This window comes from Mesorhizobium sp. LEGMi-168a (assembly GCF_058312955.1).
In genome coordinates this window covers 83,714-101,410 of record NZ_JBZEGV010000009.1, presented here as the reverse complement: position 1 = coordinate 101,410, position 17,697 = coordinate 83,714, and the positions used below count along the sequence as shown (strand labels likewise).

Annotated in this window: 18 protein-coding genes and 1 pseudogene; 18 read left to right on the top strand and 1 reads right to left on the bottom strand. The window is 64.2% G+C overall.

Annotated features, from left to right (window positions below):
• Window positions 1–95: 95 nt before the first annotated feature.
• The 12 genes from olsA to AC4FWB_RS14850 all read left to right on the top strand — a co-directional run bounded on the left by olsA (window position 96) and on the right by AC4FWB_RS14850 (window position 10,994).
• Window positions 96–896 (top strand): lyso-ornithine lipid O-acyltransferase, encoded by an 801-nt coding sequence (gene olsA / locus AC4FWB_RS14905; RefSeq protein ID WP_491026901.1) that lies wholly within the window; start codon window positions 96–98, stop codon window positions 894–896.
• Between the two features lie 51 nt (window positions 897–947).
• Window positions 948–2,357, top strand: coding sequence for a tRNA (N6-isopentenyl adenosine(37)-C2)-methylthiotransferase MiaB (gene miaB, locus AC4FWB_RS14900; protein WP_491026900.1), 1,410 nt, complete (start codon window positions 948–950; stop codon window positions 2,355–2,357).
• 136 nt (window positions 2,358–2,493) lie between these two features.
• Window positions 2,494–3,486 carry a PhoH family protein gene (locus tag AC4FWB_RS14895; RefSeq protein WP_491026997.1) on the top strand — a complete coding sequence of 331 codons (993 nt, stop codon included), beginning with the start codon at window positions 2,494–2,496 and terminating at the stop codon, window positions 3,484–3,486.
• 11 nt (window positions 3,487–3,497) lie between these two features.
• Window positions 3,498–3,995 carry an rRNA maturation RNase YbeY gene (gene ybeY, locus AC4FWB_RS14890; RefSeq protein ID WP_491026898.1) on the top strand — a complete coding sequence of 166 codons (498 nt, stop codon included), beginning with the start codon at window positions 3,498–3,500 and terminating at the stop codon, window positions 3,993–3,995.
• A 27-nt stretch (window positions 3,996–4,022) separates the two neighbouring features.
• A complete protein-coding gene (locus tag AC4FWB_RS14885) occupies window positions 4,023–5,099 on the top strand; it encodes a hemolysin family protein (RefSeq protein WP_491026897.1) in 1,077 nt (358 codons plus the stop codon).
• Between the two features lie 11 nt (window positions 5,100–5,110).
• On the top strand, window positions 5,111–5,581 hold the full coding sequence (locus AC4FWB_RS14880; protein ID WP_491026895.1) for a VOC family protein: 471 nt from the start codon (window positions 5,111–5,113) through the stop codon (window positions 5,579–5,581).
• A gap of 97 nt (window positions 5,582–5,678) precedes the next feature.
• On the top strand, window positions 5,679–7,268 hold the full coding sequence (gene lnt, locus AC4FWB_RS14875; RefSeq protein WP_491026893.1) for an apolipoprotein N-acyltransferase: 1,590 nt from the start codon (window positions 5,679–5,681) through the stop codon (window positions 7,266–7,268).
• A 139-nt stretch (window positions 7,269–7,407) separates the two neighbouring features.
• Entirely contained in the window at window positions 7,408–7,830 is a 423-nt protein-coding gene (locus AC4FWB_RS14870) for a helix-turn-helix domain-containing protein (protein WP_126086026.1), read from the top strand.
• A 167-nt stretch (window positions 7,831–7,997) separates the two neighbouring features.
• A complete protein-coding gene (gene metK, locus AC4FWB_RS14865; RefSeq protein WP_292372373.1) occupies window positions 7,998–9,275 on the top strand; it encodes a methionine adenosyltransferase in 1,278 nt (425 codons plus the stop codon).
• A gap of 20 nt (window positions 9,276–9,295) precedes the next feature.
• Window positions 9,296–9,997 carry a tRNA (guanine(46)-N(7))-methyltransferase TrmB gene (gene trmB / locus AC4FWB_RS14860; RefSeq protein WP_491026891.1) on the top strand — a complete coding sequence of 234 codons (702 nt, stop codon included), beginning with the start codon at window positions 9,296–9,298 and terminating at the stop codon, window positions 9,995–9,997.
• A 187-nt stretch (window positions 9,998–10,184) separates the two neighbouring features.
• The gene (locus AC4FWB_RS14855) at window positions 10,185–10,481 is read left to right on the top strand and encodes a type II toxin-antitoxin system TacA family antitoxin (protein WP_491026890.1); all 297 of its coding nucleotides are present in this window, start codon (window positions 10,185–10,187) and stop codon (window positions 10,479–10,481) included.
• 3 nt (window positions 10,482–10,484) lie between these two features.
• Window positions 10,485–10,994, top strand: a complete 510-nt coding sequence (locus tag AC4FWB_RS14850) for a GNAT family N-acetyltransferase (protein WP_491026889.1) — start codon at window positions 10,485–10,487, stop codon at window positions 10,992–10,994.
• A 54-nt stretch (window positions 10,995–11,048) separates the two neighbouring features.
• On the opposite strand, the gene AC4FWB_RS14845 is transcribed toward AC4FWB_RS14850, so the two are convergent.
• A complete protein-coding gene (locus AC4FWB_RS14845; RefSeq protein WP_491026888.1) occupies window positions 11,049–11,210 on the bottom strand; it encodes a hypothetical protein in 162 nt (53 codons plus the stop codon).
• Between the two features lie 199 nt (window positions 11,211–11,409).
• Here AC4FWB_RS14845 and AC4FWB_RS14840 point away from each other — a divergent pair, with 199 nt between their 5' ends.
• The 6 genes and pseudogenes from AC4FWB_RS14840 (at window position 11,410) to infB (ending at window position 17,644) form a co-directional block, all read left to right on the top strand.
• Window positions 11,410–11,658 (top strand): CopG family ribbon-helix-helix protein, encoded by a 249-nt coding sequence (locus AC4FWB_RS14840; RefSeq protein ID WP_491026886.1) that lies wholly within the window; start codon window positions 11,410–11,412, stop codon window positions 11,656–11,658.
• Window positions 11,655–11,941: pseudogene (locus AC4FWB_RS14835) on the top strand (type II toxin-antitoxin system RelE/ParE family toxin). Before AC4FWB_RS14840 ends, AC4FWB_RS14835 begins: the two are co-directional and overlap by 4 nt.
• 169 nt (window positions 11,942–12,110) lie before the next feature.
• Window positions 12,111–12,743, top strand: a complete 633-nt coding sequence (rimP, locus tag AC4FWB_RS14830; protein WP_491026884.1) for a ribosome maturation factor RimP — start codon at window positions 12,111–12,113, stop codon at window positions 12,741–12,743.
• 46 nt (window positions 12,744–12,789) lie between these two features.
• Window positions 12,790–14,385: a transcription termination factor NusA gene (gene nusA, locus AC4FWB_RS14825; RefSeq protein WP_491026882.1), complete on the top strand. Its 1,596-nt coding sequence runs from the start codon at window positions 12,790–12,792 to the stop codon at window positions 14,383–14,385.
• Between the two features lie 32 nt (window positions 14,386–14,417).
• Window positions 14,418–15,068 carry an RNA-binding protein gene (locus AC4FWB_RS14820; protein WP_491026881.1) on the top strand — a complete coding sequence of 217 codons (651 nt, stop codon included), beginning with the start codon at window positions 14,418–14,420 and terminating at the stop codon, window positions 15,066–15,068.
• A complete protein-coding gene (infB, locus tag AC4FWB_RS14815) occupies window positions 15,065–17,644 on the top strand; it encodes a translation initiation factor IF-2 (protein WP_491026880.1) in 2,580 nt (859 codons plus the stop codon). Before AC4FWB_RS14820 ends, infB begins: the two co-directional genes overlap by 4 nt.
• Window positions 17,645–17,697: the final 53 nt, after the last annotated feature.

Sequence of the window (17,697 nt, the reverse complement as noted above, 5' to 3'; positions counted from 1 at the left end):
ATTTTCGGAAAGATCATGCGCCAAGTGAGAGTGTTACAGCGTCCTTTGCGCGCCCGCGAGGGCGCGCGGCGCTGTAATGGCTAGGGCCGGAGCGAATGATCAAGAAATTGCGGATTTTCCTGGCGTTCGGCCTCGTCGTCGTCGGCTCGCTGGTCATGGTGCCACTGCAGATACTGTCGATGAAGACCGGACTCTGGCCGGAGACGGTCGTTCTGAAAATCTGGCACCGCATGATCCTCAAGGCGCTCGGCATGCGCGTACACGTCAAGGGCGCGCTGTCCAAGGAGCGTCCGTTGCTCATCGCGGCCAACCACATCTCCTGGACCGACATCATGGTGCTCGGCTCCTTTGTCGATGTGAAGTTCATCGCCCGGGCCGACATGGAAGGCTGGCCGCTGATCGGCATGCTGTCCAAGCTGCAGCGCACCGTCTTCATCGAGCGCGACCGCAAGCGTACCTCCGGCGACCAGGCAAGCGAGATCGCCAGGCGCATGGCCAAGGGCGATGCGATGGTGCTGTTCGCCGAGGGCTCGACCGGCGACGGCAATCTCGTGCTGCCGTTCAAGAGCACTCTGTTCGGTGCGGCCTCGATGACGATCTCGGAAGGGGCTGCGAAACAGGTGTTCATCCAGCCGGTGGCGATTGCCTACACGCGGCTGCACGGCGTGCCGATGGGCCGCCGTCACCGGCCGATCGCCGCCTGGATCGGCGACCAGGATCTGATGCCGCATCTGAAGGGTCTGCTTGCCGAAGGCTCGCTGGATGCCGAAGTGCATTTCGGCGATCCGGTGCCGTTCTCCAAGGGTTCGAACCGCAAGGAAACGGCAAGATTGATGGAAGCGAAGGTGCGCGAGATGATGCAGGCCACGCTCGCCGATCCCGCTCCAAGCCGATGACTGCCCAGAATCGTCTGTTTTTTGTCACGGAAAGGCGTTAGAAGCCGCCCGATGGAATTGAACACGATCGAAAGCCACACCATCGGCACTGCGCCCGAGCACTCGGCCGGCGCCGCCCCGGCGGCGAAAAAGGTCTTCGTCAAGACCTATGGCTGCCAGATGAATGTCTACGATTCCCAGCGCATGACCGATGCGCTGGCCGCCGACGGCTATGTCGCGACCGACGCCGTCGAAGACGCCGATCTGGTGCTGCTCAATACCTGCCATATCCGCGAGAAGGCGGCCGAAAAGGTCTATTCCGAGCTTGGCCGCATCCGCGACATGAAGGCCGAGCGCGCCGAGGCCGGCCGCGAGTTGCTGATCGGTGTCGCCGGCTGCGTGGCGCAGGCCGAGGGTGCCGAGATCATCCGCCGCGCGCCCGCGGTCGATCTGGTCATCGGCCCGCAGACCTATCACCGCCTGCCCGACGTGCTGGCGAGGGTGCGCGGCGGCGCAAAGATCGTCGAGACCGACTACGCCATCGAGGACAAGTTCGAGCACCTGCCGCAGCCGAAGCGCGCCGAGTTGGCCAAGCGCGGCGTCACCGCGTTTCTCACGGTGCAGGAAGGCTGCGACAAGTTCTGCACTTTCTGCGTCGTGCCCTATACCCGCGGTTCGGAAGTCTCCCGGCCGGTGGCGCAGATCGTCGCCGAGGCCGAGCGTCTGGCCGAAGCCGGCGTGCGCGAGGTGACGCTGCTTGGCCAGAACGTCAACGCCTGGCACGGCGAGGGCGAGAACGGCGAGGAATGGGGGCTTGGCCGCCTGCTTTTCCGCCTGGCGGAAATCCCCGGCCTAGCCCGGCTGCGCTACACGACCAGCCACCCGCGCGACATGGATGACGAATTGATCGCCGCCCACCGTGACCTGCCCGCCTTGATGCCCTATCTGCATTTGCCAGTGCAGTCTGGCTCCGACCGGATACTGAAGGCGATGAACCGCAGGCACACGGCACGCGACTATCTGGCGCTCATCGAGCGCATCCGCGCGGCGCGCGGCGATATCGCCATGTCGGGCGATTTCATCGTCGGCTTCCCCGGCGAGACGGAAGAGGATTTCGAGGCGACGCTCGAGCTGGTGCGCGACGTGAACTACGCCTCTGCCTTCACGTTCAAATATTCGCCGCGCCCCGGCACGCCGGGCGCCGAGATGGACGGTCACGTTTCCGAAGCAGTGAAGGACGAGCGGCTGCAGCGCCTGCAGGCGTTGATCAACGAGCAGCAGCAGAATTTCATCGCCAGCCTGGTCGGCCGCACGGTCAGCACGCTGATCGAGAAGCCGGGCCGCCGCCCTGGTCAGAAAGTCGGCCGCTCGCCCTGGCTGCAGCCGGTTATTGTTGACGACAAGGCCGGCGGAATCGGTGACATTATCGATGTGCGAATCACGAAGACGGGCCACAACAGCCTGTTCGCCGAGTTGGCCTGATGCATGTCGCCCAAAAGTGCTCGCGGTTTTGGGACAACGACATGCATAGCCACAAGCCTCGGCAGATGAGGAGAGACGGTTGAGCGCTGCTGAACTGAAGAATCCGCCCCAGAACCAGGCATCCGGGGCCTCCGACATGGCGCACATCGTACTGACCTTCGACAACAACAAGCTTGCCAGCGCCCTTTACGGCCAGTTCGACGAGAACCTGGCCAGGCTCGAGCAGAAGCTCGGCGTCGACATCCGCTCGCGCGGCAACCAGCTCACGATCAAAGGCTCGGCCCTCGCGGCCGAGCAGGCGCGCCGCGCGCTGGATACGCTCTATGGGATTTTGCAGAAGGGCGTCGATATCGGCCAGTCCGACGTCGACGGCGCCGTGCGCATGGCGATCGCCGCCGACGACCAGCTGACGCTGCCGACCATGGAGCGCAAGGGCAAGGTTTCCGCCGCCCAGATCGCGACGCGCAAGCGCACGATCTATGCCCGCTCGCTCAACCAGGACGCCTATATGCGCGCGCTGGAGCGCTCCGAGATGGTGTTCGGCATCGGCCCAGCCGGCACCGGCAAGACCTATCTGGCGGTGGCGCACGCCGCGATGCTGCTCGAGCGCGGCATGGTCGAGCGCATCGTGCTGTCGCGCCCGGCGGTCGAGGCCGGCGAGCGGCTGGGCTTCCTGCCCGGCGACATGAAGGAGAAGGTCGATCCGTATCTCAGACCCCTCTACGACGCGCTCTACGACATGATGCCGGCCGACAAGGTCGAGCGAGCGATCGCCGCCGAGGTCATCGAGATCGCGCCTTTAGCCTTCATGCGCGGCCGCACGCTGGCCCATGCGGCGGTGATCCTCGACGAGGCGCAGAACACCACGCCGATGCAGATGAAGATGTTCCTCACCCGTCTCGGCGAGAACTCGCGCATGATCGTCACCGGCGATCCGACGCAGATCGACCTGCCGCTCAACACCAAGTCGGGCCTGGTCGAGGCGCTGCGCATCCTCGACGGCGTGCCGGGCATCGTCACGGTCCGCTTCAACGAAGGCGACGTCGTGCGGCATCCGCTGGTTGCCGAGATCGTCAAGGCCTATGACCGTGACGGCAAGCTGGCCAGGGGTCTCGGCGCCGAAAGCTGATCAAAGGCTCCATGGCTGAAAATCCAGCATCCAGCGGCGGGACGCCGGTCGATATCGATATTTTCGTCGAGGCCGGCGGCTGGCCCGCGGAAGCCGAGCTGGAACACCTGGTCGATCGCGCCGTCGCGGCCGCTTTTGCCGAAACCGGCGCGAAGGGCGCTTCGGAGCTCAGTATCGTTTTTTCCGACGATGCCCATATCCAGACCCTCAACGCCGAATGGCGCGGCAAGGACAAGCCGACCAACGTCTTGTCTTTCCCGGCTTTTTCCTTCCCGAAAGGCGGCGAGCTGCCGCCGATGCTGGGCGACATCGTGCTGGCCTCCGAGACCGTGGTCCGCGAGGCCGCACTGGAAGACAAGCCGCTGGCGAACCATATCACCCATCTCGTCATCCATGGCCTGCTGCATCTTCTGGGCCATGATCACGAGACCGACGCCGAGGCCGAGGAGATGGAAGCCATCGAGCGCGCAGCGCTTGCGAGGCTTGCCATTCCCGATCCCTACGCGTAACAAAAAAGACCAATTGACCTGATGGCGATGAACGACAAACCAGAAACTGCCGCCCGTCCGGACGCCGGCAGTGCGACCAAGCCTTCCGAGAAGTCGGAAGAGGGCTCCAGTCCGAGTATTCCGACCGGCAGCGTGGCCGCTGAGCCTTCGCATGCCGGTCCTTCGCTCTTCGATCGCGTGCTCGGCCTGTTCCGGCACCGCAACGGCACCAATTTGCGCGAGGAGATCGCCGGTGCGCTTGCCGAGACGGCGAGCGATGCCGAATCCTTCTCGCCCGGCGAACGCGCCATGCTCAACAACATCCTGCGGCTGCGCGAAGTGCGCGTCGAGGATGTGATGGTGCCGCGCGCCGACATCGAAGCGGTCGAGATCACCACCAATCTTGGCGATCTGCTTGGCCTCTTCGAACAATCCGGCCATTCCCGCATGCCGGTCTATTCCGAGACGCTCGACGACCCGCGCGGCATGGTCCACATCCGCGACGTTCTTGCCCACATCACCAAGCTCGCCCGCGTCAAGAAGGGCCGCGCGAACAGGAAGACCCAGGCGCCGACCGTTCTCGATCTCGCCCAGGTCGATCTTGCCCGCACCATCGGCGACCTCGACCTGATCCGCCCGGTGCTGTTCGTGCCGCCGTCGATGCTTGCTTCCGACCTGATGGGACGCATGCAGACGACGCGCACCCAGATGGCGCTGGTCATCGACGAGTATGGCGGTACCGACGGCCTCGCCTCGCTCGAGGACATCGTCGAGATGGTGGTCGGCGACATCGAGGACGAGCACGATGACGACGAGCCGATGGTCACCCAGACGGGCGACGGCGTGTTCGTTGTCGACGGCAAGGCCGAGATCGACGAGGTCGCCAAGATGATCGGCGAGGATTTCGCCGCCGGCGAGCATGGCGAATATGTCGACACCATCGGCGGCATGATCTTCAACACGCTCGGCCGCGTCCCGGCCCGGGGCGAAGTGGTGCAGGCCATACCGGGCTTCGAGTTCCATGTGCTCGACGCCGACCCGCGCCGCGTCAAGCGGGTGCGCATCGTGCAGAGCCCGAAAGGCGAACGGCAGCGCCGCCGCGCGGCGCGCACCGAGCAGGCCTGATATTTTCGCTCATGCCGGTCGACGACCCGTTCAAGCACACAGTCGTCGGTTCCGGCGTCTTCTATCGAAATCCACGCGCGGCCCTGGTCTGGCTTCAGGCAGCGTTCGGCTTCGAGCCGAGCATGGTCGTGAGCGATACCGATGGACGGCTTGTCCATGCCGAAATGCGGTTCGGCGACGGCTACATCATCGTCGATTCCGAATGGGCCGAGCACATCGCCAGCCCGGCTTCGGTCGGCGGCAAGAATACCCAGTCGGTCTACATCCGTTTGAAGGAAGACCTCGACGCCCATTGCGAAAAGGCGCGCGCGGCAGGGGCGGAAATTCTCGAAGAACCCACCGACTATTTCTACGGCGAGCGCCAGTATCGCGCCCGCGATCCCGAAGGCCATGTCTGGACCTTCACGCAAACCGTGCGCGTAGTGTCTTGGGAAGAGGCCGAGCAACTGAGCGGCTTGCGCATCGAAGGCTGGCACAGATAGCGCGACCGTGAATTAGGTGGCACTCATCCGGGTTTGGAGCAGGCGGCGCGGCCTGTTAAATCTCTGGCTCCCTGATTCGCGCGACTTGGGAAGCTATATGCAGCGCTTTGCCGGCCGGATAATTCTGCTGTGGGGGTGGCGGCGATCGCTGGTGGCGTTTTTCGCGGGCGCGCTCGCGGTTCTCGCTCAGGCTCCTTACGATTTCTTCGCCGTCTGCTTCGTCTCGTTTCCGGTGCTTGTCTGGCTGCTCGACGGCGCGACCGGCGAGGCCTCCGACGGGTGGCTGAAGCGCCTGAGGCCGGCCTTTGCCATCGGCTGGTGGTTCGGCTTCGGCTATTTCCTCGCCGGCCTCTGGTGGATCGGCCAGGCACTTCTGGTCGAGGCCGACAACTTTGCCTGGGCCTTGCCCTTCGCCGTGGTCGGCATCCCCTTGGCGCTTGCCTTTTTCTACGGCTTTGCGGCGGTCGTGGCGCGGCTTTTCTGGAGCAGCGATATCGGCCGCATAGCAGCGCTTGCCTTCGGCTTCGGCCTTGCCGAATGGCTGCGCGATTTCCTCTTCACCGGTTTTCCGTGGAATGCCGTCGGCTATGCCGCGATGCCGGTGCCGATCCTGATGCAGAGCGTGTCGGTGACCGGCATGATCGGCATGAACGCGCTCGCCGTCTTCGTCTTTTCCTTGCCCGCTCTTGTCGCCGCGCGCCGGCATCTCAGGCTCGGCCTTGCCCTGTTCGTCATCCTCGTCGCCGCCGATGTCGGCTTCGGCTATTTCAGGCTTGCCGCCCCGGCCGAGCCGGCCACCCGCTCGATCGATGTTCGCATCGTCCAGCCCGCCGTCGATCTCAGCGAGAAATGGGATGCCTCGGTGCGTGACCGCATCTTCGCCACGCTGCTGGGCATATCGGGGAAAGCGCCGGAGCAAGGCCATGCCAAGCCGCAGCTGATCCTGTGGCCGGAAACATCGGTGCCGTTCCTGTTCACGGAGCGTCCGGACGCGCTGACGGCGCTGGGCGATATGCTGGGCGACGGCCAGATGCTGATCGCCGGCGTCGTGCGCGAGGAGGGTGGCGCGGGCACTGCCGGCAGCCGTTATTACAATTCCGTGGTGGCGATCAACGACAAGGGCGAGATCACTGACGCCGTCGACAAGGTGCATCTGGTGCCCTTCGGCGAATATCTGCCTTTTGCCGGTCTGTTCGAGCGTTTCGGCATCGGCCAACTCGTTGCCGGGCCGATGAATTTCGCCGCCGGCAACCAGCGGCATCCGATCACGACGCCGAACGGCCTGCGAGCGGTTCCCTTCATCTGCTACGAGGTCATCTTTGCAGACCTTGTGGCGGCTGACGCAGCGTCGTCTGAACTTATTGTGAACGTCACCAACGACGCCTGGTTTGGCGACACGCCAGGCCCGTACCAGCACTTCAGGCAGGCGCAGGTTCGCGCGGTGGAGAACGGGTTGCCATTGTTGCGTGCGGCCAACAACGGCATCTCCGCCGTTGTCGATTCGCGCGGGCGCATCGTCGATGCCCTAGCGGTCGACGCGCGCGGCGCCATCGATGCGCATGTGCCGATTTCTGGGCGCGCCCTCCTGCCCGCCGACCAGCGGCGCATTAACGGATTGCTGATCATGTTGCTGTTTGCCCTGACGGCCTTCACATTGAATGTAAGGCAGCGGCTACGGGTGAATTGACAGTCGGCACATTAGAAACTCATACTGTAACGCCTAAAATTTTCTCGAAGTCGGCTGGAGGGGTCTGTTGGGGCAGGTGGCTCCGGCTTCGTTTGGGCGGGAAAAATAGAAAAAGCCGGAAAAATTCGGCGAGGAAAAAATGACAGAAGAGAACAAGAAGAAGCCGAATCCGATCGACATCCATGTCGGGAGTCGTATTCGGTTGCGTCGCAATATGCTTGGAATGAGCCAGGAAAAGCTGGGTGAAAATCTCGGCATCACGTTTCAGCAGATACAGAAGTACGAAAAGGGGACGAACAGGGTCGGCGCCAGCCGTCTGCAGGCGATAGCCTCCATCCTGAGCGTTCCCGTCGCCTTCTTCTTCGAGGACGCCCCGGGTCAGGAGGCCGGGGCCGGCAATCGAGGATTCGCCGAGGACGCCTCGATGGCCTTCGCCATCGAATTCTGCGGCAGCCCGGAGGGGCTTCAGCTCAATCGCGCCTTCGTCAAGATTCCGGACGTCAAGGTGCGGCGCCGGATCATCGATCTTGTGAAGTCCCTTTCGCCGGACGATGCCGAGTGATTCCAGGCTCCTGTCGCCGGCGGTGCCCTGCCGCCGGTGGCACAAGCCGATTGTGCCGATATTCATGCCAGATCCGTCGCGCCGCTTGACGAGTGGCGCCCGGCACCGCTAACACGTGGCGCGCCAAAATCGGCAGCTTGCCGATCTTTTTTCAAGAGGGGACACCCGTGACGCGGCAGAACTATCTCTTCACCTCGGAATCCGTCTCTGAGGGCCATCCCGACAAAGTCTGTGACCGTATCTCCGACGAGATCGTCGATCTCGTCTATCGCGAGGCCAAGAAGACGGGCATGGACCCGTGGAAGGTGCGCGTTGCCTGCGAGACGCTGGCCACCACCAACCGCGTCGTCATCGCCGGTGAGGTCAGGGTTCCCGACACGCTGCTGAAGAAGGACAAGGCCGGCAACATCCTCAAGGATGCGTCGGGCCACCCGGTCGTCAATCCGACCAAGTTCAAGTCGGTCGCCCGTAAGGCGATCCGCGAGATCGGTTACGAACAGGCGGGCTTCCACTGGAGGACGGCCAAGATCGAGGTGCTTCTGCACGGCCAGTCGCCCGACATCGGCCAGGGCGTTGACAATGCCGCCGACCGTCAGGGCGAGGAAGGTGCCGGCGACCAGGGCATCATGTTCGGTTACGCCTGCCGCGAGACGCCGGACCTGATGCCGGCGCCGATCTATTACAGTCATAAGATCCTCGAATTGCTTGCCGCCGCGCGCCATGAAGGCAATGGCGAGGCCGGCAAGCTCGGCCCGGATGCCAAGAGCCAGGTCACCGTGCGCTATGCCGACGGCAAGGCGGCGGAAGTGACGCAGATCGTGCTTTCCACCCAGCATCTCGATTCGAGCTGGGATTCCAAGAAGGTTCGCAAGGTCGTCGAGCCTTACATCATCGAGGCGCTTGGCGATCTCAAAGTCGCCGAAGACTGCAACTGGTACATCAACCCGACCGGCAAGTTCGTCATCGGCGGACCCGACGGCGATGCCGGCCTCACCGGCCGCAAGATCATCGTCGATACCTATGGCGGCGCAGCACCCCATGGCGGCGGCGCCTTCTCGGGCAAGGACACCACCAAGGTCGACCGCTCGGCCGCCTATGCGGCGCGCTACCTCGCCAAGAACGTGGTGGCGGCCAAGCTCGCCGACCGCTGCACCATCCAGCTCTCCTACGCAATCGGCGTCGCCCAGCCGCTGTCGGTCTATGTCGATCTGCACGGCACCGGCAAGGTCGACGAGGCCAGGCTCGAGGAGGCGCTGCGCACGGTGATGGACCTGTCGCCGTCCGGCATCCGCCGTCACCTCGACCTCAACAAGCCAATCTACGCCAAGACCTCGTCCTATGGCCATTTCGGCCGCAAGGCCGGCCGCGACGGTTCCTTCTCCTGGGAGAAGACCGACCTCGCCAAGGCGCTCAAGGACGCGGTTGCCGATGCGATTGCCGCCTGACGGCGTCGCCAAGCGTATCCATGGAGCCAAACGACAGGCCGAGCCGCGCGACCGAAGCTTTCTTCGGCCGCCGGCACGGCAAGGCTATTCGCCCGCAACAGGCTGCGGCGCTTGAAAGTGGCCTGCGCGCCTACAGGCTCGACCTGACGGCCGAGGTGCCGGCAGATCTCAAGACGCTGTTCGAGGCGCAGGTTTCTGCCCTTCAACTCGAGATCGGCTTCGGCGGCGGCGAGCATCTCTTGCATCGCGCGACGGAAGCGCCGGCGACCGGCTTCATCGGCGTCGAGCCCTTCGTCAACGGCATGGCCAAGATGATGACGGCGCTCGATAAGCGCCCGCTCGCCAATCTGAGGGTCTATGACGACGACGCCACGCGCCTGCTCGACTGGCTGCCGCCGGCCTCGCTCGACGGCATCGACCTGCTTTATCCCGATCCCTGGCCGAAGAAGAAGCACTGGAAGCGGCGCTTCGTCAGCCCGGCCAATCTCGACCGGTTCGCCCGGGTGCTGAAGGCGGGCGGCCGGTTCCGCTTTGCCTCCGATATCGACAGCTATGTGAACTGGACGCTGCTTGCCTGCCGCGCCCACGGCGCCTTCGCCTGGCAGGCGAGCGAGTCTGCCGACTGGCACCGGCCCTATGAGGGTTGGCCCGGCACGCGCTATGAAGCCAAGGCCATCCGCGAGGGAAGGCGGCCTGCCTATCTGACCTTTATCCGGAAGTAGCCCGGAAAATCTCGGAAGGGCCGCAAAGTGCCCCAGTCGTCCCACCGCTAAGAAGCTCGATGGCGGCGGTCTCCATGCCGCGCTGTTTCGCGTCGAGGCGGCGCGGCTTGGGCCGGCCTCGATGGTTCGCCGTGATGTATTGCCGTTAGCGCTACAAATCTCTATGTTTGCCGGCAAGGAGACAATTATGGCCACGGTCGAACGCAAGGAATACCCGATCTCGATGCGCCTGCCGGAAGCGGACGTGGCGATGATTGATCGTGCCGCCACTCTCCGCGGCCGGTCCCGTACGGACTTCGTGCGCGATGCCGCCGTGCGCGCGGCCGAGGATGTATTGATGGACAACCGTCTTGTCCGCATGAGCCCGGAAGGGTTTGCGGAATTTATGGAGGTTCTGTCGGCCCCGGCCGCTCCGGTCCCCGATTTGGTGGAATTGGCAAAGCGGCCCGCGCCTTGGGAAGCTGGTTACACAACGAAGCGCTAAGCCGTGGCCTTATCGGCTCCCGAACCGCTTACCGCAGCCCACGACGTTTCCGGATTTTCCTGCGGGAAACCGACGCTTGATCACTGGCTGAAAACGCGCGCGCTCTCCAATCAGGAGAAGGGCTTTACGGCCGTCCTCGTTGTCCATGAAGCCAGCCGCGTGGTCGGATACTATGGTTTGGCGCCCACGGCCGTCGTGCCGTCGATCTTGCCCCGGTCAATCCGCACAGGCCAACCGCCCGATCCGGTGCCCTGTCTCCTCCTCGGCCAGCTTGCGACCGATGCCGAATGGGCGGGGCGCGGCATCGGTACTGGCTTGGTGAAGCATGCCCTTCAGCGCTGCGTCCAGGCCGCGGAGCTGATTGGAGGGCGCGCGCTGATGGTCAATGCAATCGATGAGGACGCGGCGCAATTTTGGCAGCGGCGGGGATTTCTCCCAACAAAAGACGATCCATTTGTCTTGTTTCGTTCGATTGCAGCAATTGCGGCGTCGCTGCTGGAAGCGCGGAAGTAAGGCAGAGGCGCTGCGCGCGGCGAGGTCGGGACGGTCAGGGTTCCGTCCACCGCTTTAGAAGCGGCCGATCTTGTCGAAGGCGGTGGGGTCGATGCCGAGCTTCTTCAGATCGCCGCGGCGCGGCTTGCGGCCGGCCTCGACGGCGCGCGATGCGGCTGCGGCGCTGCCGAATGTGTTGAAGAAATCACCGATGACGAAAAACAATCCACGGTCCATATGATTACCTTCGCGCGCCACCGGGCGCGTCCTTTTGGCGCTGCAACATAGATGGTCACGACACATCGGTTTACAAAGGACTGCATGGCCGCCATGCGCGGCGCGCAACGCAGCTCAAGCGGGTTCTGCCTCGAGACATGCAGAATTGACGAACCAATTTGGTTCCACCACATTCATAGTGAACCAGAATGGAGACAGGATGATGGGTGCCTTCACCGTGCGGCTCCCTGATGAGACTGTCGCCAAGCTCGACCAACTGGCCGAAAAGGTGGATCGCTCTCGTTCCTACGTCGCGGCTCAAGCGATCGAAGACTACGTCGCCAGGGAAGAATGGCAACTTGCCGAGATCGAGGCCGGCCTTGACGAAGCCGATCGCGGAGAATTTGCGAGTGAGAAGGATTTGGCCGGCGTCATAGCGAAATACGTCAAGCCGCCCTACGGACGATGAAGCCGATCCGCTGGACCGAGCGCGCCGTGCGTCGTCTCGACCAGATTGGCGCTTTCATCGAAAAGGACAATCCAACAGCCGCGGCCCGGGTCGTTGCCCGTATCGTTTCCTCTGCGGACAATCTCGCCGAGCAACCCGCTATGGGCGGGTCGGGCGGGTGAAAGGGACACGAGAACTGGTCCTGGCAGATATCCCATACATAATTCCCTGCCGTGTTGTCGGCGGCGAGATCGAGATACTCACCGTGATGCATGCGGCCCAACGATGGCCGCGCCAGTTGTAGACACCGCCGCAGGCCTTTGCCTACAGTGCGCCACCGTGAGGCTTGAAACGCCGGCCGGGATCGTCTATATCAGGCTCAAATTCTTGGTCGGTATGACGAAGAGTGGGTCCACCCGGTCCCGCTCTTTTTTATTACCTGCCGGCCGGAGCGACGAAGCGACAGGAAACTCATGACCGCAGCGGCAAGCCAAGCCGACGACCGTATCATCCGCGAAAGCGGCATCGATGCGCGCATTGCGATGATCGTGCAGCCGGTGCTCAAGGCCATCGGCTTCCGCCTTGTCCGGGTGCAACTGACGGGGCAGAACGGGCTGACGCTGCAGATCATGGCCGAGCGCGAGGACGGCACCATGACCGTCGAGGATTGCGAAGAGGTCAGCCGCGCGGTGTCGCCGGCGCTCGATGTCGAAGATCCGATCGAAAAGGCGTATCATCTCGAAGTGTCGTCGCCGGGCATCGACCGGCCGCTGGTGCGCAAGTCGGATTTTGCCGCCTGGACCGGCCATTTGGTCAAGATGGAGACCTCGGTCCTCATCGGCGACCGCAAGCGCTTCAAGGGCAAGATCGCCGAGGCGGACGCCGACGGCATCCTGCTGGAGCGCGACAAGGCGGCCTATGGCGAAGAGCCGACGGTGCGCGTGCCCTATGACGCGATCGCCGAGGCGCGGCTGGTGCTGACCGACGATCTGATCCGCGAGGCCCTGTCGAAGGACAACAGGGCCCGCAAGGAAGCAAAGAAACGCCGGGGCGAGGCGGAAGATGCCGCCGCCGGCGAAGAAAATGAAACCGAACAGGAAAGTTGATTGAGCTTTCGGGCTGCGTGCCTGGAGCGAAGTCGGGAGAAAGACAATGGTTGTAAGCGCCAACAGGCTTGAACTGCTGCAGATCGCCGATGCGGTCGCGCGTGAAAAGTCGATCGACAAGTCGATCGTCATCGCCGCCATGGCCGATGCGATCCAGAAGGCGGCGCGTTCGCGTTACGGTCAGGAAACCAATATCCGCGCCGACATCAACCCCAATACGGGCGAGATGAAGCTGCAGCGCCTCATGGAAGTGGTCGAGAAGGTCGAGGACTACGCGACGCAGATCGCTCTTTCCACGGCGCGCGAGCGCAACCCCGATGCTCAGCTCGGCGATTTCATCGCCGAACAGCTGCCGCCCATGGATTTCGGCCGCATCGCCGCCCAGTCGGCCAAGCAGGTCATTGTCCAGAAGGTGCGCGAGGCCGAGCGCGATCGTCAGTATGACGAGTACAAGGACCGTATCGGCGAGATCGTCAATGGCACCGTCAAGCGCGTCGAATACGGCAACGTCATCGTCGATCTCGGCCGCGGCGAGGCGATCATCCGCCGCGACGAGCTGATCCCGCGCGAGAACTACAAATATGGCGACCGCGTCCGCGCCTATGTCTATGACGTGCGCCGCGAGCAGCGCGGCCCGCAGATCTTCCTGTCGCGCACGCATCCGCAGTTCATGGCCAAGCTCTTCACCATGGAAGTGCCGGAAATCTACGACGGCATCATCGAGATCAAGTCGGTCGCCCGCGATCCGGGCTCGCGCGCCAAGATCGCCGTCATCTCGCGCGACTCCTCGATCGATCCGGTCGGCGCCTGCGTCGGCATGCGCGGCAGCCGCGTCCAGGCGGTGGTCGGCGAATTGCAGGGCGAGAAGATCGACATCATTCCGTGGTCGCCTTCGGCCGCCTCCTTCATCGTCAACGCGCTGCAGCCGGCGGAAGTCGCCAAGGTGGTGCTCGACGAGGATGCCGAGCGCATCGAGGTGGTGGTGCCGGACGACCAGCTGTCGCTGGCCATCGGCCGCCGCGGCCAGAATGTGCGCCTTGCCTCGCAGCTCACCGGTTGGGACATCGACATCCTGACCGAGCAGGAAGAGAGCGAGCGTCGCCAGAAGGAATTCGTCGAGCGCTCGGCGCTGTTCATGGAGGCCCTCGACGTCGACGAGATGGTCGGCCAGGTGCTTGCCTCCGAAGGCTTCACCAGCGTCGAGGAAGTCGCCTATGTCGATTCGGGCGAAATTTCCTCGATCGACGGCTTCGACGAGGACACCGCCTCGGAAATCCAGTCGCGCGCCCGCGAATATCTGGAGAAGATCGAGGCCGAGCATGACGAGAAGCGCAAGGCGCTCGGCGTCCAGGACGAGCTGCGCGAGATCCCCGGCATCACCACGGCCATGATGGTGACGCTCGGCGAGGACGGCGTGAAGACGATCGAGGACTTCGCCGGCTATGCCGCCGATGACCTGATCGGCTGGAAGGAGCGCAAGGACGGCGAGACCAAGGTTTATCCCGGCGTGCTCGCCGATCACGGCGTCTCGCGCGCCGATGCCGAAGAGATGGTGCTGGCCGCTCGCAAGAAGGTCGGCTGGATTTCCGAGGAAGAACCGGCCGCTGAAGACGCCGCGGCCGGCGAAACCGTCGGTGCGTGAGGTGACTACCAATCGCAGGGTCCGTGGACGAGATGAACGATCGCACCTGCATCGTCACGCGCAGGCAGGCCGAAGCGGATGAGCTGATCCGCTTCGTCGTCGGCCCGGATTCGGCCGTCGTTCCGGACATCAAAAGGAATCTGCCCGGCCGCGGTTGCTGGGTCACCGCTGATCGCCTACATATCGACAAGGCGGCGGCGAAGAACCTGTTTGCCCGCGCCTTCAAGGCGCAGGTCGCGGTTCCCGCCAATCTCGCCGATATGGTCGACGGGCTGCTTTCCCGATCCGCTCTTGGCATGCTGGGTCTTGCTCGCAAGGCCGGAGCGGTCGTTCTCGGCGCCGCCAAGGTAGAGGCTGCCGTGCGCGACGGGCAGGCGCTCTTTGTGCTGCACGCGACCGAAGCCTCGGACGATGGCGTCCGCAAGATCACTCAGGCGCGGCGGGCGACCGTCCATCTCGGCGGCCCCGCCATCCTTGCCTACAAACTTTTCCCCGAGGCCGAGTTGAGCTTGGCATTGGGGGGCACAAATGTGATACATGCTGCCGTCCTCGCGCAGGACGCGGGTAAGGCGGTTGAGAAGCGCATGGTTGCGCTCGACCGGTATCGGGGCGGAACCCCGGACGATTTGGCAATGCTTGCGGCCGTTGCTGACGAAGATGATGCCGCAGAGGATATGGAATGAACGACACGAAATCGGGCGATGACAAGACGTTGAGCGTTACGCCGAAGAAGACCTTGACGCTGAAGCGCCCGGGCCTCGAACAGGGCACCGTGCGCCAGAATTTCTCGCACGGCCGCACCAAGTCGGTCGTGGTCGAGACCAAGAAGCGCAAGTTCTCGCTGCCAGGCGACAAGCCGGAGCCGGTGGCGCCGTCCGTCTTCACGCCGAAGCCCGCAGCCGCGGCACCCGCGCCCGCCGTGCAGGAAACGCCGAAGGCGCCGCCCCCGCCGCCGGAACGCTCCGGCATGGTGCTGAACGAATTGTCGCGCGGTGAGATGGAAGCGCGCCGCAGGGCGCTCGAGGGCTCCAAGGCGCGTGAGATCGAGGATCGCCAGCGCGCCCAGGAAGAGAGCAAGCGTCGCGCCGAGGAAGAAGAACGCCGCAAGCGCGAGCGTGAGGAATCCGCGCGCCGCCAGGCGGAGGAAGAAGCGCGCCTCCAGGCCGAGGCCGAGTCCCGCCGCCGCGCCGAGGAAGAGGCCCGCCGCCGCGCGCCGTTGGCAGCCGATCTCGCCACCGCCGACGACGAGGAGGAGGCCAAGCCGAGGCGTATCGCTGCTGGTGCTGGTGGAGGCGCCGGTGCGCCCGCCCGCCGTCTCGCCACGCCCGAAGTGGCGCGTCCGGCCAAGCCCACCAAGGGCGAGGAAGACCGCCGCCGCGGCAAGCTGACGCTGAACTCTGCGCTTTCCGACGAGGACGCGCGCGGCCGTTCGCTGTCGTCGATGCGACGTCGCCAGGAGAAGTTCAAACGCGCGATGCACAACGAGCCGCGCGAGAAAGTCATGCGTGAAGTGATCCTGCCCGAAACCATTACCATCCAGGAATTGGCGCAGCGCATGTCCGAGCGCGCCGTCGACGTGGTCAAGTTCTTCATGAAGCAGGGCCAGATCTTGAAGCCGGGCGACGTCATCGACGCCGACACGGCCGAACTGGTCGCTTCCGAATTCGGCCATACGGTTCGCCGCGTTGCCGAGTCGGACATCGAAGAAGGCCTGTTCAACATCGCCGACCGTGCGGAAGACCTGGTGTCGCGTCCGCCGGTGGTGACCATCATGGGCCATGTCGACCACGGCAAGACCTCGCTGCTCGACGCCATCCGCAACGCCAATGTCGTCTCCGGCGAGGCCGGCGGCATCACCCAGCACATCGGCGCCTACCAGGTCGAGAAGAACGGTCAGAAGATCACCTTCATCGACACGCCCGGCCACGCCGCCTTCACGGCGATGCGCGCCCGCGGCGCCCAGGTCACCGACATCGCCGTGCTGGTGGTGGCGGCCGATGACGCCGTGATGCCGCAGACGATCGAATCGATCAGTCACGCCAAGGCGGCCGGCGTTCCGATCATCGTGGCGATCAACAAGATCGACAAGCGCGACGCCGACCCGCAGAAGGTGCGCGCCGAACTCCTGCGCCATGAAGTGTTCGTCGAATCGATGGGCGGCGAGGTGCTGGACGTCGAAGTGTCGGCGACCAAGGGCACCAACATCGACAAGCTGCTCGAGACGATCCTGCTGCAGGCCGAAATCCTCGACCTCAAGGCCAATCCCGACCGGACCGCCGAAGGCGCCGTCATCGAGGCCAAGCTGGACAAGGGCCGCGGTCCTGTCGCCACCGTGCTGGTGCAGACCGGCACGCTGATGCCGGGCGACATCCTGGTCGCCGGCAACGAATGGGGCCGTGTCCGCGCGCTCGTCAACGATCGCGGCGAGCATGTGCCGGAAGCACCACCGGCAATGCCGGTCGAGGTGCTTGGCCTGCAGGGCACGCCGCAGGCGGGCGACCGCTTCGCCGTCGTCAACAACGAGGCGCGGGCGCGCGAGATCACCGAGTATCGTCAGCGCCTGGCGCGCGAGAAGGCGGTGGCCAAGCATGCCGGCCAGCGCGGCTCGCTCGAGCAGATGATGTCGCAGTTGCAGACGAGCGGGCTCAAGGAGTTCCCGCTGGTTATCAAGGGCGACGTGCAGGGCTCGATCGAGGCGATCAATGCCGCGCTCGAAAAGCTCGGCAACGACGAGGTGCGCGCGCGCATCGTCCACGCCGGCGCCGGCGGCATCACCGAAAGCGACGTCTCGCTCGCCGAGACCTCGGGTGCGGCGATCATCGGCTTCAACGTCCGCGCCAATGTGCAGGCGCGTGCGGCCGCCGCCGCCGCCGGCATCGAGATCCGCTACTATTCGATCATCTACAACCTCGTCGATGACGTGAAGGCGGCGCTCTCCGGCATGCTCTCGCCGGAGCGTCGCGAGACCTTCATCGGCAATGCCGAGATCCTCGAGATCTTCGACATCACCAAGGTCGGCAAGATTGCCGGGTGCCGTATCACCGAAGGCAAGGTCGAGCGCGGCGCGGGTGTGCGCCTGATCCGCGACAACGTCGTCGTCCATGAAGGCACGCTGAAGACGCTCAAGCGCTTCAAGGACGAGGTTTCGGAAGTGCCGGTCGGCCAGGAATGCGGCATGGCCTTCCAGAACTACGAGGACATGCGCGTCGGCGACGTCATCGAGTGCTTCCGCGTCGAGATGGTGAGCAGGACGCTCTAAATTCGGATATACTTGCCGAAATGACCCCGGGCGGCGGCCGAAAGGCTGCCGCC

Excerpts from the sequence above, each read along its gene's own strand:
- AC4FWB_RS14820 (WP_491026881.1), top strand. The coding sequence starts at position 14,418 with ATGAACGATCGCACCTGCATCGTCACGCGCAGGCAGGCCGAAGCGGAT.
- AC4FWB_RS14855 (WP_491026890.1), top strand. The coding sequence starts at position 10,185 with ATGGCCACGGTCGAACGCAAGGAATACCCGATCTCGATGCGCCTGCCG.
- miaB (WP_491026900.1), top strand. The coding sequence starts at position 948 with ATGGAATTGAACACGATCGAAAGCCACACCATCGGCACTGCGCCCGAG.
- lnt (WP_491026893.1), top strand. The coding sequence starts at position 5,679 with ATGCAGCGCTTTGCCGGCCGGATAATTCTGCTGTGGGGGTGGCGGCGA.
- AC4FWB_RS14845 (WP_491026888.1), bottom strand. The coding sequence starts at position 11,210 with ATGGACCGTGGATTGTTTTTCGTCATCGGTGATTTCTTCAACACATTC.
- nusA (WP_491026882.1), top strand. The coding sequence starts at position 12,790 with ATGGTTGTAAGCGCCAACAGGCTTGAACTGCTGCAGATCGCCGATGCG.
- olsA (WP_491026901.1), top strand. The coding sequence starts at position 96 with ATGATCAAGAAATTGCGGATTTTCCTGGCGTTCGGCCTCGTCGTCGTC.
- trmB (WP_491026891.1), top strand. The coding sequence starts at position 9,296 with ATGGAGCCAAACGACAGGCCGAGCCGCGCGACCGAAGCTTTCTTCGGC.
- rimP (WP_491026884.1), top strand. The coding sequence starts at position 12,111 with ATGACCGCAGCGGCAAGCCAAGCCGACGACCGTATCATCCGCGAAAGC.
- AC4FWB_RS14885 (WP_491026897.1), top strand. The coding sequence starts at position 4,023 with ATGAACGACAAACCAGAAACTGCCGCCCGTCCGGACGCCGGCAGTGCG.
- AC4FWB_RS14880 (WP_491026895.1), top strand. The coding sequence starts at position 5,111 with ATGCCGGTCGACGACCCGTTCAAGCACACAGTCGTCGGTTCCGGCGTC.
- ybeY (WP_491026898.1), top strand. The coding sequence starts at position 3,498 with ATGGCTGAAAATCCAGCATCCAGCGGCGGGACGCCGGTCGATATCGAT.
- infB (WP_491026880.1), top strand. The coding sequence starts at position 15,065 with ATGAACGACACGAAATCGGGCGATGACAAGACGTTGAGCGTTACGCCG.
- AC4FWB_RS14870 (WP_126086026.1), top strand. The coding sequence starts at position 7,408 with ATGACAGAAGAGAACAAGAAGAAGCCGAATCCGATCGACATCCATGTC.
- AC4FWB_RS14840 (WP_491026886.1), top strand. The coding sequence starts at position 11,410 with ATGATGGGTGCCTTCACCGTGCGGCTCCCTGATGAGACTGTCGCCAAG.
- AC4FWB_RS14895 (WP_491026997.1), top strand. The coding sequence starts at position 2,494 with ATGGCGCACATCGTACTGACCTTCGACAACAACAAGCTTGCCAGCGCC.